9 protein-coding genes are annotated in these 12,063 nt (G+C 70.1%); 2 read left to right on the top strand and 7 right to left on the bottom strand.

Features of this window, described 5'->3' with window-relative positions:
* Window positions 1-43 precede the first annotated feature (43 nt).
* The 4 genes from GQ56_RS0103165 to GQ56_RS0103180 all read right to left on the bottom strand — a co-directional run bounded on the left by GQ56_RS0103165 (window position 44) and on the right by GQ56_RS0103180 (window position 5,254).
* Entirely contained in the window at window positions 44-1,240 is a 1,197-nt protein-coding gene (locus GQ56_RS0103165; RefSeq protein WP_031397260.1) for a porin, read from the bottom strand.
* A gap of 143 nt (window positions 1,241-1,383) precedes the next feature.
* On the bottom strand, window positions 1,384-2,568 hold the full coding sequence (locus GQ56_RS0103170; protein WP_031397261.1) for an MFS transporter: 1,185 nt from the start codon (window positions 2,566-2,568) through the stop codon (window positions 1,384-1,386).
* Window positions 2,565-3,962 (bottom strand): D-arabinono-1,4-lactone oxidase, encoded by a 1,398-nt coding sequence (locus tag GQ56_RS0103175; RefSeq protein ID WP_031397262.1) that lies wholly within the window; start codon window positions 3,960-3,962, stop codon window positions 2,565-2,567. The genes GQ56_RS0103170 and GQ56_RS0103175 overlap by 4 nt, the downstream gene beginning before the upstream one ends.
* 65 nt (window positions 3,963-4,027) lie before the next feature.
* Window positions 4,028-5,254 (bottom strand): amino acid deaminase/aldolase, encoded by a 1,227-nt coding sequence (locus GQ56_RS0103180; RefSeq protein WP_031397263.1) that lies wholly within the window; start codon window positions 5,252-5,254, stop codon window positions 4,028-4,030.
* A 430-nt stretch (window positions 5,255-5,684) separates the two neighbouring features.
* Here GQ56_RS0103180 and plcR point away from each other — a divergent pair, with 430 nt between their 5' ends.
* Both plcR and GQ56_RS0103190 read left to right on the top strand, forming a co-directional pair.
* Complete coding sequence (gene plcR, locus GQ56_RS0103185; RefSeq protein ID WP_031397264.1) at window positions 5,685-6,395, top strand: phospholipase C accessory protein PlcR; 711 nt, start codon at window positions 5,685-5,687, stop codon at window positions 6,393-6,395.
* A 66-nt stretch (window positions 6,396-6,461) separates the two neighbouring features.
* Complete coding sequence (locus GQ56_RS0103190; protein WP_031397265.1) at window positions 6,462-7,838, top strand: pectin acetylesterase-family hydrolase; 1,377 nt, start codon at window positions 6,462-6,464, stop codon at window positions 7,836-7,838.
* A 75-nt stretch (window positions 7,839-7,913) separates the two neighbouring features.
* Here GQ56_RS0103190 and GQ56_RS0103195 read toward each other — a convergent pair whose 3' ends face one another.
* The 3 genes from GQ56_RS0103195 to GQ56_RS0103205 all read right to left on the bottom strand — a co-directional run bounded on the left by GQ56_RS0103195 (window position 7,914) and on the right by GQ56_RS0103205 (window position 12,004).
* The gene (locus GQ56_RS0103195; protein WP_031397266.1) at window positions 7,914-9,035 is read right to left on the bottom strand and encodes a J domain-containing protein; all 1,122 of its coding nucleotides are present in this window, start codon (window positions 9,033-9,035) and stop codon (window positions 7,914-7,916) included.
* Window positions 9,036-9,097: 62 nt separating this feature from the next.
* Window positions 9,098-11,485, bottom strand: coding sequence for a DNA polymerase II (locus tag GQ56_RS0103200; RefSeq protein WP_031397267.1), 2,388 nt, complete (start codon window positions 11,483-11,485; stop codon window positions 9,098-9,100).
* A 222-nt stretch (window positions 11,486-11,707) separates the two neighbouring features.
* On the bottom strand, window positions 11,708-12,004 hold the full coding sequence (locus GQ56_RS0103205) for a hypothetical protein (RefSeq protein WP_031397268.1): 297 nt from the start codon (window positions 12,002-12,004) through the stop codon (window positions 11,708-11,710).
* Window positions 12,005-12,063 lie beyond the last annotated feature (59 nt).

Genomic DNA, 12,063 nt, shown 5'->3' on the forward strand with positions numbered 1-12,063 from the left:
GGCCGCCCCGGCCGTCATCGGCCACATGCCACGCGGCCCCGCTTCAGAAGTAGTGACGCAGGCCGACCGTCGCGCCGAGCTGCGTCGTGCTCGTGCTCGGCGCCTGCCCGTTCACGCCGACGAGCTGCGCGCCGACCAGCCCGCCGCGGTAGAGCGCGTAGTCGACTTCCGCATAGAGCATGCTGCGCTTCGACAGGCTGTAGCCGGCGATCACCTGGAACTGGCGCGCGCGGCCGTCGAAATCCGCCGTGTAGCCGGACTGCTGGGTCCACCACGCGTTGACGGCCGCGGTGAACGCCGTCGTGAAGCGGTAGGTCAGCCCCGCGAGCGCCATCTTGCGGCGGCGGAATCCGCCGGGCGTCGTCGGGTCGGCCACCTGCGCGGGCGAGATGATGCCGAGCCCGGCCAGGTCGGTCGGGCTGAACGGGCCGTTCTCGAACGACGTGAAGTCGTTGTCGCGCGCGTTCTCGATATAGCCGGCGTTGACGGTTGCGTTGCCGATCGTCACCGAGCCGCCGCCCGCGTAGATGTCGAATTTCCCGTGCGTGACGTCGTCCCAGCTGCGCATGAACGATGCGCCGACCGTGAACGGCCCCTTGTCCGGCGCGTATGCGGCGGCCGCGCCGAGCTGGCTGCCGAGCACGCCGCCGCCCGCGTGGCCGCCCGGCGCGTATTGCGCAAGCAGGTAGAGGCTGCCGAGCTGCGCGCCGTACTGGATCATGTTGCTGGTGCGCGCGCCCGCGAGCATCGTCTGCTCGGGCTTGAACAGGTTGAAGTACGGGTCCTGCGGGCCGGCCCACAGGTTCGAGCCGTAGGTCAGCGACACCATCTCGAACGGCACGTTGTACTGGCGCCCGAGCGAAAGCTGGCCGAGCGACGTCGACGTGAGCCCCACGTACGCGACCTGGAAGAAGTTCGGCGAGCCGGCCGGCACGATCGCGCCGCTGTTCGGGCCGAAGTGGCTTTCCACGTTGAACTGCGCGGACAGCCCGCCGCCCAGGTCCTCGTTGCCCTTGAGGCCCCAGTAGCTTTCGGTCAGCCCGCCGCCGTCGGCCATCGAGATCTTGCGGCCCGTCGACACGGGCGTGCCGTCCGCGCCATAGGACACCCCGTGCGTTTCGTAGCGGATGCCCGCGTCGATCACGCCGTAGAGCGTCACGTTGCTTTGCGCGTATGCGCCGGTACAGGCCAGGACCATCATCGCGCAGCACGCCGCGCGAACGCTATCGTGACGATTCATTCTGGACTCCGCATCTCTGCATGGAACAGGGGACAGGCGGCGTTGCACCGCCGGAAACGAATGTAGGAAGCCAAATTTACGCGGGCCAAGGCCGCGCTGGCCAATCTCGTGGTGCGCCGCGGCCACGCGATGGCGCGGTGCGGTCAGGACGACGCGCGGGCGACGGCGCCGGGCGCGGCGCGGCGCAGCGCAAGCCGCACGAACGGCGCGGCGGCCAGCACGGCCACGCACAGCACGTGCGCGACGTGCATGCCGCCGAAGCGGCCGAGCAGCGCGCCGGACAGCGCGGTGCCGATGCCGGCCGCGAAGAACGTGACGACGAGCGTGCGCGCGACGAGCGAGCCGTCCGGATCGACATCGGAGAGCATGCCGGTGAGGAACGGCACGATCACGAAGAACGCGGCGTTCAGCACGAACTGGCTCAGGAAGTACGCGGTGCCGCCGCGCGCACCGAAGAACCATTCGATCGACCCGATCATCGCGAGCTGCGCGGCCCAGATCAGCGCGAGGCGGTGCTTGTGGCTGGCCGGATGCGACGGGATCGCCGCGCCGACGAAGCCGAGCAGCGACGACACCGACAGCAGCACGCCGATCGTCGTCGGCGACAGCCCGGCGCGCTCGCCGACGAAGCCGGCGATGGCCCACTGCGACGCCTGCACGCCGTACACGAGCGCGGTCACGATCCAGATCGCGACGACCGGCCGCCACGGCAGCGCATGGCCGCGCGCACGCGCCGGCGCTTGCGCGCTCGCGAATGCGCCGATGCCGCGGATCGCGGGCGCCAGCACGGCGACGACGGCCGCCAGCAACGCGAACACCCAGCGCCCGAGCCACGCGGCCGGCATGGCGGAGATCAGCACGAGGATGCCGCCGTTGACGCCGCCCGCGAGCAGGTTGATTTGCCCCCACAGGCGGTCGGTCGACGCGCGCTGCGACACGCCGGACGCGACCACGACGAACAGCATGCCTTCGAACAGCCCGGTCAGCCCGCGCGCGGTTGCCGCGGACGCGACGCCGGGCGCGAGCGCGCTGAGCGCCTGTCCGGCGATCGTGCCGAACAGCCCGGCCAGCGTGAACGGCCCGGCGGCGCGCGCGATCCGGTGCGACAGCAGCGCGCAACTGATCGCGATGCCGAGGATCTCGGCGCTGACGAGCGCGGTCGCCGTGCCTTCGTCGAGGCCGAAGCGCGTCATCACCGCCGCGACGAGGAACGGCGACAGGATCAGGCCGTTGGTGGCCGCGGCGAACGCGAGCGCGAGGCGCACGACCGCGCCGGTCGACGGATCGGGGCGCGACTGGGCGGCCATGTGCAGGGTGGCGGTGCTCATGAAGCCTCCTGGTTGGATCGCGGACGATCTTGCGCGATGCCGGCCGTTTCGTGCATCGGGTGTGTCCCGCGTGTCGCGGGTGCGACGGCGGCCGTGCGCCCGCCTTGCCGGACGCCGAACAGCGCGCGCAGGTACGGCGTCAGGAAGCGGCCGTGCGGGTCCATGCGCTCGCGCAGCGCGAGGAAATCGTCCCAGTGCGGGTAGCACGCCGCGAGCTCGGCGGCCTTCATCGCATGCACCTTCCCCCAGTGCGGCCGGCCGCCGTGATTGCGGCAGATCGCCTGCACGCCCGCGAAGTAAGCGTCGAACGGCATCCCGCGATACTGGTGCGCGGAGATGCGCACGCTGTCGCGCCCGTAGTCGGGGCTCAGCCAGATGTCGTCGCCGCGCACCCAGCGGTATTCGATCGGGAACATCAGCGGGAAGCTGCGGCGCGCGATGAACGCACGGATCTCGCGCAGCGCGTCGGCGCCGCGCTCGGCCGGCACCGACCATTCCATTTCGTTGAAGCGCACGCGGCGCACCGTCGACAGCATCGCGTAGCTCGCGTCCACGTGCCGGCCGGCCGACACCGTCGATGCGCACAGCCGGCTCAGTGCCGGGCACAGCGACGGCACGCGCTTGCCGAGCCCGCACAGCGCGCCGAACACCGTGTTCTCGAGGAACGACTCGGACGCGCGGCTCGCCCAGTGCACGGCGTCGGCCGGCTCGTCCGTCATGTCCCACGCCTTGGTCAGCACGGTGTCCGCGTGCGGGAACCAGTAGAACTCGAACGAGCGGTGCTTCGCGATCAGCGCATCCGCTTGCGCGAGGCAGTCGTCGAGCCGCATGCCGCCGCGTTCGAGGCGCAGGTTGAACGCGGGCACGAGGCGCAGGCCGATCTCGGTCAGCACGCCGAGCGCGCCGAGCCCGATCCGGCCGCCCGCGAACAGGTCGGGATGCGTGTCGGCCGTCGCGCGGATCTCGCTGCCGTCCGCGCACATGAAGGTCAGGCTGTCGATCTGCGTCGACAGGTTGCCGAGCGTGATGCCGGTGCCGTGCGTGCCGGTGCTGGTCGCGCCGGCGATCGACTGCACGTTGATGTCGCCGAGGTTCTCCATCGCGAGGCCGTGCGCGGCGAGCGCGGGGCCGAGCGTCCACAGCCGCGTGCCGGCATGCACGCGCGCGATGCGCCGGTCGCGATCGATGTCGATCACGCCCTGCATCGCGTCGAGCGACAGGATCACGTCGTCGGTCTGCACGAGCGGCGAGAACGAATGACCGGCGCCCGCCGCGCGCACGGTTGCGCCGGACGCCGCCGCATCGCGCAGCACGGTCGCGAGCGCGGCGCGCGACGCGGGTGTCGCTACGGTTGCATCCGGACTGCTGACATATCCCGACCAGTTGCGCCACATGGCGTTGTCTCCCTGGGTGTCGTTTGAATGGTGTGAACGGGTTGAACGACGGGCCGCGCGGCCCGCTAGAAGAAGCTCTTGCCTTCGCCGCGATAGGTGGGCGCTTCGCCGATCACGCGGCCGCCGCGAATCAGCAGCAGCGTGTTGAAGCGCTCGCACAGCTCGCCGGCCTTCGCGTGGCGGAACAGGATCGGGTCGCCGATTCGCGGCGCGAAGCCGGGCGGCACGCGCACGGGCGTCTGCACCTCGCCCGCGCCCTCGTTGGCGATCAGCGCGCAGCCGGCCGGCAGCCACGGGCGCGGCAGGCGGCTCTTGCCGGCCGGGCCGGACGCGATGTAGCCGCCGCCCGAGCAGGTCACGATGCCCGGCTGCGGAATCCGCACGACCGGCAGCGCGAAGCCGGCCGCCGGCTGCGCATGGAATGCCGCGTAGTGATCGAACAGCGCCGGCGCGTACAGGCCGGAGCCGGCCGCGAGCTCGGTGACGGATGCGTCGCCCAGCGTGCTCTCGAAGCTGCCGGTGCCGCCGCCGTTCACGAAGCGCAGCGTGTGGCCGGCCGCCGCGAGCGCCTGCACCGCCGCGTGACGGCGCGCGTTGATCTCGCGCGCGGAGCGCCGCTTCAGGTGGCGCACCAGCGCGTTGCGCGCGCCGCCGCCCGGTTCGGTATCGGCGACCCCCGCGATCTGGCCTTCGTAGCCCATCAGCCCGTCGAGTCGCACGTGCTGCCGCTGGCCGATGCGGTGCGCGAGCGCGAGCACGCCGGCCACATCGCGCACCGGCGAGCGGTACATGCCGAAGTACAGGCCGGGATACGCGGACGACATGTCGAGGTCGATCGCGAGCGGGATCGTCACGCGTTCCTCGCGAGCGATGCGGTCGATCGCGTCGACCTGCGCGTCGTCGTCGACCATCAGCGTGATCGAGCGGCCGCGCCCGAGTTGCGCGGCCACCGCGCGCAGGTCGTCGGGTTCGACGCTTGGATACGCGACCACGATGTCGTCGAATCCGCCGTGAGCGAGCCACGCGGCTTCGGCCGCCGAATAGCACAGCAGCCCCTGCATGAACGGGCCGGCGGCGAGCACCGCGCCGATCAGCTCGCGCGAGCGCACCGACTTCGTCGCGAGCCGGATCGGCAGGCCGCGTGCGCGGCGCTTCAGGTCGGCGAGGTTGGCGTCGAGACAGTCGAGATCGACGAAGGCGGCCGGCAGCCGGCGGCCCGCGAGCGCGTCGCGATAGGTCGGATAGTCGTGGATGGCGGCGGGTGCGCGATGGGGAATGTCTGCACGGCTCATGGAACGGGCTCGGCTGGGTGGGGTCTGCGTCGCGCCGACCGTTCGGCGCGTGTCGGAAATCAGCATAGGGCTCGCAAAAATGCCGACCAAGCGCTGAGCGGGTCGTTCGACGGGTCCGATCCGGCCATCCGTCGCGGCCGCGCGCATCGGCGGCCGTCGTGCGGCGCGCGGCTGGATCGCTGCTTGCTTGGCATTGCGATACGCCCGGCGCGTGGCGACGCGAAGCGCCGCAGGGCGGGCGCGGCGCGCACGTTGGCGGGTTCATGCGAGCGGCACGCGCATGCGTTTCAAACGTCGCGCCGGGCGTGGTCGACGCGCGAAGGTTTAGTGCCTGCGTTCTAGCGACGCTTTTGACTGCCTGCCGGATTCGACCTAGAACCTACTCGCGGATGCACCGGCGCAGAACGGCATGACGTGACGAGGAGGCGACGTGAAGAAGAACAGGGCACTCTGGCGGCGCACAGGCGCGATCGCGGCGATCGGCGTGGCGGTCGCGGTCTGGCGATACGAATCGGCGACGCCGGCGCACGCGGCGTCCTCCGCCGTACCCGACGCGACGGCGCGCGCGCAAACCGATGCGGCGGACACGTTCGGCACCGGCGCCGCGACGCCCGGCCCCGAGGAGCGGCGGCTCGACGTCGACGCGCTGCGCCGCAGCCTCGCGGGGCGCCCCGACGCGGATGCCGAAGTGAAGCGCATCGTCGCGTTCGCGCGCTTTCGCGACGAAGTCGCCGCGTACGGCAACGGCCGCAACAGCCTGCCGCCGGCGGAACGCACCGCGCTCGCGCGCCGGATTCTCGACGAGCTGCCCGACCATGTCGCGCGCAACGAGATCGTGCCCGTGCAGGCCGAGGCGCTCAGCGTGGCCTTGCTGACCGATACCGAAGCCGATCCGGCGACGCGCGGCGCGGCGATCCGGTCGATGCGCGCGCAATGGGACGCGTATGCGCAGCAGACGGTCGGCCCGTCGCCCGCGCAGGACCCGCGCTATCTCGCGTACGAGCAGCAGAGCCGCGACGTGGTGCGCCAGGTGCAGGCGAGCATTGCCGATCCCGATCAGCAACAGACCGTCATCGCGCAGCGCCTGCAGGCGCTGCGCGTCCAGCTGTACGACGGCGCTTCACCGTCCGGCGCGCACTGAGCGCCGCATCCGCGCCGCCGGGACGATGCCCGGCGGACGCGTCACGTCCATCGACCAGGAGGGGAAATGTCATCAGCACGATGCCTGCTGCGCGTCGCCGTCGCGACGCTGCTCGGTTGCGCGGCACTGAACGGCCATGCCGCCGATACGACGGTGCCGGACCCGTCGATTCCATATTATTCGTGGTACGAAGTCACGCTGCCGGAGAGCAGCGGCGCGTCGTGCGGCAACGGCACGCCGATGCGCTTCTACGTCAACCGCGCGCAGTCCGACAACCTGCTGTACATGATGGAGCCCGGCGGCGCGTGCTGGGACTACGGCACCTGCACGCAGACGTCCACCGGCGCGGAGGCCGGCCTCGGCGGCTTCAATCCGGACGGCATTCCGCACAACTACATGAACGGCACCGCGAGCGAGAGCCTGCTGTCGTCGTTCCTGTCGCCGCTGATCACGCGCATGGATCTCGCGCACATCCTCGTCGGCGAGCCGAAGGTCGAGACGCAGCAGTGGACACAGGTTTTCGTGCCCTATTGCACCGGAGATATCCACATGGGCAGCGCGGTGCGCGACTACACGTCGCCCACCGGCGACTGGCGCCTCCAGCACTTCAGCGGGCTGAAGAACGTCCAGGCGGTTGCGCAGTGGCTGGTGTCGCACGGCTTCGGCAAGCCGAGCCGGCTGCTCGTGTACGGGATGAGCGCGGGCGGCTACGGCACGCTCGCGAACTATGCGACGCTGCGCAACACGCTGCAGCCGCAGGCGCATAGCTCGCTGCTCGACGATGCCGGCACCGTGTTCAACACGCCGTTCGATGCGGACGCAGCCGCGCATCCGTCGGTCGGCCTGTACGACCGGGCGCGCACCGAGTGGGGCATGACGGGCCCCGACGGGATGATCACCGTGAACAGCCGGCTGACCCGCCAGTTCGACCCGGGCAACATGGGGAGTGCGTATGCGGCGCTGTCGGCCACGTATCCGCACGACCGCTTCGGCTTCTCCAGCTACCAGCGCGACAAGATCATCGCCGCGTATCACTATCGCGCGTTCGTGCCGGCGGTGATCGCGGCGCCCGACGACGCGACCAAGGATTCGCTGTCGCTCGCGATGTTCGCGCAGGAGCTGGACGGGCTGAAGCAGACGCTGAACCCGCTGCCGAACTTCGGCTACTTCATGCCGTGGGCGCGCAACGACTTCATCGACAACCACCAGGTGACGGCGGTCAGCTTCACCGGCTCGGGCATCCACGAGAACGGCATCGACGGCGATATCGGCACGTTCGTCGACAACCTGCTGAACCAGCAGGACCCGGCCGATACGCCGGTGATGAAGGCGTTCCGCACGCAGCAGTGGTCGGATTTCACGTTCTCGACGTTTCTCGCGTGGATCGACAGCGTGCTCAACCTGACCGGCGAGGCGGGGCCGATCTCGGGGCACCGGGCGTGACGGAGCGGCGGCAGGCCTGAACGGACGACGGCGGCGCGGTGCGCCGCCGTTTCGTCAGCGCGGGTACATCCGCGCTTAAAACGGATCGTCGTCGAAGCGGGACGATGCGGGCCGGCGCTTCATCGCCTTCAGCCATTCCCTGACGTTGTCCGGATCCTCGAACTCGCGCAGCGCGACGGTCAGGTCGTGGTTGCTGCGCTGCATGTCGGCCATGTCGCGTGCGAGCATGCGCAGGACGGTGTCGGGCGCGATCCTGACGGACGGCGCGATGCCGTAAGTCCGCCGGAAATCGGCCTCGACGTGCAGGATCTCCTGCTCCAGCTCGCGAAGCTGTTCCTCCAGGATGCCGTTGTAGTGCGTCAGCCGCTCTTCGCTCAGGCCGTCGATCGTGCGCCGGTCGATCTGCTCGATCTCCAGTTGCAGTTCGAGCAGTTGCAGCAGGTTGCCCTTCGCATACGCGTGGTTGACCCGCTGCATCAGCACCGTCTTGCGTTCCTGCTCCCGCGGATCGGTTTCACGATCGGGGTGCAGCGCGCTGGCGAGCTTGCGATAGACGTCGCGGATCGACTTGCTCGATGCGGCCTGCTCGGCTTCGCGTCTGACCTGCGCGGCCGACGGCTTCGGCGCTTTCCTGCGCTTCGCGCGCCGGGCCTCGCGGGCCTCGTGCGCGGCCATGTCGCGACGGAACTGTTCGTCCTGCTCGGCCTGCATGCGTTCGAGGAGCGCGTCGGGCGACAGTGTGTCGAGATCGACCGGCGGTTCGGCTCCGGGCGTCGGCTCGGGTTCCGGCCGTGCCGCCTCGGGATCGGTATCGCTGCCGTCGTCGTCCGCGCCGTACCGGTCGTGGATGGCTTTCAGCCGTGCGTCGTCGCTGATTTCCAGCAGGTTGCGCGCCATGCCTGCGATCAGCCCGGACAGCGTGCGTTGCTCGGCCTTGCTCAGGCCTTTCTGCAGGAACGCATCGTCGAGCCGCTGAAGCAGCTCGATGCGCAGCGCGGTCGACGCCTGTTCGAGCGGCAGCAGCCCGTCGACGAATTTTTTCTGGAAGGCGGGCGTGATGGCGTCCCACGCGACGAGACGTTCGCGCCGCTTTTCGATCTGCTTGACGAGCGTGTTGAACGTTTTCTGGGCTTTCGACAGGCTGGCTGTCTCGTGGCCGGGCGCGATGGCGACCGCTGTTCCGCGACGTGCGGTCATGATGGCTTTCCTTCGGCTGCGGCAGGGGGCGCAGCAGGCCGGTATTTTAGCCGGATGCGCGCTTATTCCAGGAACAGTTGCCCCTGCCCGGAGATCACGCGTTCGAAATCGTCCTTGAGGAACGGCAGGATCGCATCGGCGACCGGCTGGAGCTGGCGGCTCAGGTAGAACGCATAGTCGATCGGCGAGCGCATCGTTTCGAGCGGCTCGGGGCCGGCCGTCGTCATCACGTAGCTGATCCAGCCGCCGCGCTGGTACTGCAGCGGCCGGCCCTGCGCCTGATTGAATTCGTCGGCGATCCGGGCCGCGCGCACATGCGGCGGCACGTTGCGCTCGTACTCGCGCAGCGGCCGGCGCACGCGCTTGCGGTACACGAGCTGGTCGTCGAATTCGCCGGCGAGCGTGCGCCGCACGTAGTCGCGAACGAAGTCCTGGTACGGCTCGCGCAGGAACACGCGCCGATACAGCTCGCGCTGGAACTGCTGCGCGAGCGGCGTCCAGTCGGTGCGCACCGTCTCGAGCCCCTTGAAGACGAGATCCTCGCCGCCGCCGGCGGCCGCCGCGAGCCCCGCGTAGCGCTTCTTGCTGCCTTCCTCCGCGCCGCGCACGGTCGGCATCAGGAAGCGGCGGTAGTGCCGCTCGTATTGCAGCTCCAGCGCGCTGTCGAGCCCGAAGTGCTCGCGCAGGTGCGACTGCCACCACCGGTTCACGTGCTCGACGAGCGCGCGGCCCTTGCGTCCTGCTTCGTCGTCGTCGTGCGCGCGGCCGAGCCACACGAACGTCGAATCGGTATCGCCGTAGATCACTTCGTAGCCCTGCGCCTCGATCAGCTCGCGCGTGCGATGCATGATCTCGTGCCCGCGCATCGTGATCGACGACGCGAGGCGCGGATCGAAGAAGCGGCAGCCGGTCGAGCCGAGCACGCCGTAGAACGAGTTCATGATGATCTTCAGCGCCTGCGACAGCGGCGCGTTGCGCTGACGCTTCGCGTCGTCGCGGCCTTCCCATACCCCGCGCACGATATCGGGCAGGCAGTGCGCGGTACGCGAGAAGCGGGCGCCGAGAAAGCCGGGCACCGATGCGTCGTCGCCGGGATGCGCGAGCCCTTCGATCAGCCCGACCGGGTCGATCAGGAACGTGCGGATGATCGACGGATAGAGGCTCTTGTAATCGAACACGAGCACCGAATCGTACAGCCCGGGGCGCGAATCCATCACGAAGCCGCCGGGGCTGTTCTGGCCCGTCACGTCGCCGAGGTTCGGCGCGACATAGCCGAGCCGGTGCATGCGCGGCAGGTACAGGTGCGTGAAGGCCGCGACCGATCCGCCGGTGCGATCGGCCGCGAGGCCCGTCACGCTCGCGCGTTCGAGCGCGAAGGACAGCAGGTCGGCCTTGTCGAAGATGCGCGTGACGAGCTCGCAGTCCTTCAGGTTGTAGCGCGCGAGCGCCGGCTTGTCGTGATCGAAGCGGCGCTGGATCTCGTCCATCCGCTGATACGGGTTGTCGATCGACTTGCCTTCGCCGAGCAGCGACTGCGACACGTATTCGAGGCTGAACGACGGGAACGTCCACGTCGCGGATTTCAGCATGTCGATGCCGTCGAGGATCAGCCGGCCGGCCGCGCCCGCGAAGAAGTGGTCGGGCTGCTGGCCGTGCGCGCGCCAGTCGAGCACGGCGCCGCCGCGCCCGAGCTTCAGCGGCACGCCGTATTGCTCCGCGTGCGCGTGCAGGATGCGCAGGTCGAACTGCACGAGATTCCAGCCGATCACCGCGTCGGGATCGTGTTCGTCGAACCAGTCGTTGAGCCGCGCGAGCATCGCGGGCCGGCTGTCGCAGTAGTCGAGGCGGAAGTCGACGGCGGCCGCGTCGTCGCCGTCGCCGCCGCCGTTCGGCGGGCCGAGCATGTAGACCTGCCGCTGGCCGCACCCTTCGAGCGCGATCGAGTACAGCTCGCCGTGCACGCTGGTTTCGATGTCGAGCGACACGCAGCGCAGCGCCGGGCGGTAGCCGGTCGCGGCTTTCAGCTCGGCGCCGGTCAGCGTGCCGTCGCGGCCCGGCTGCCCGCGAAACCGGACGCACGCGGTAATGAAGCGCTCCATCGCATAGCGGTCGGGCGGCTGCACGTCGGCTTCGTAGACGTCGACGCCCGCTTGCGTCAGCCGTTTCTGCAGCGCGGACAGGTGGCGGTAGCGGCGGCAGTAGAGGCCGACGACCGGGCGCTGCCGGAAGTCGCGCAGCGTGAGCGGGCGCAATTCGGCATCGTGCTCGCCGGTCAGCACGCGTTCGGCGAGCGCCTGCTGCTCGGCCGGGATGAACGCGACGGCTTCCTGCGGGCGCAACCGCACGCGGCGCGGACCGTGTTCGGTTGCCAGCCAGAACTCGATCTCGATGCCGGATGCGGTGTCCCGCCAGTGGCGGGTGAGGATGAAGCCCTGCTCGAACGCCGTCAAAACGCTTGCTCGTCGTGGATGCCCAGGCGGCGGATTTTAGCGCCTGGCGGCGGGCTGTGCCGCATCGGCGCGATCGACGGCCGCCTCGCCGTGCGCGATGGGTGGGCGGGTGGCGGGTGCGGGCGTCCTGCCGAGGGTGCAGGCGGCGGTTGCACGGGGCGGGAGTATTGCCGTCGATTCCGCGCCGTCGCGTGCAGCGCGGGAAGCCGGCGCGGCGCGGATTCAGGCGACGGGGAGCTTCCGTGCGACGCGCCACGCGGTGTGCGTCGTACCGGACGGCTCGAGCAGCCAGCGCCGCGCGGCGACCGGGTGCCGCTTGTGCGTCACGTACGCGTCGACGGCGAGTTCCAGCGCATTGGCGTCGATGCGTACGAGCGTCGCGGCGGCGCCCGAGCCGTCGGCGAATTCGATCACGACGGCGTGCGGTTTCGCGGTGCGCGGCGCGTCATGGTCGAGCGTCACGATGCTGCCGGGGTACAGGTGCGAGCGGGTCGTGCGGAGCAGCAGGGCGGTGGGCATGGCGGGCGCTCCGTTGGTCGTCTGGCGATGGTGGCGCGCGATGGCCGAGGCGTACATGA

Origin of the sequence: Burkholderia paludis (assembly GCF_000732615.1) — a bacterium.
In the GTDB taxonomy this organism is placed as follows: domain Bacteria; phylum Pseudomonadota; class Gammaproteobacteria; order Burkholderiales; family Burkholderiaceae; genus Burkholderia; species Burkholderia paludis.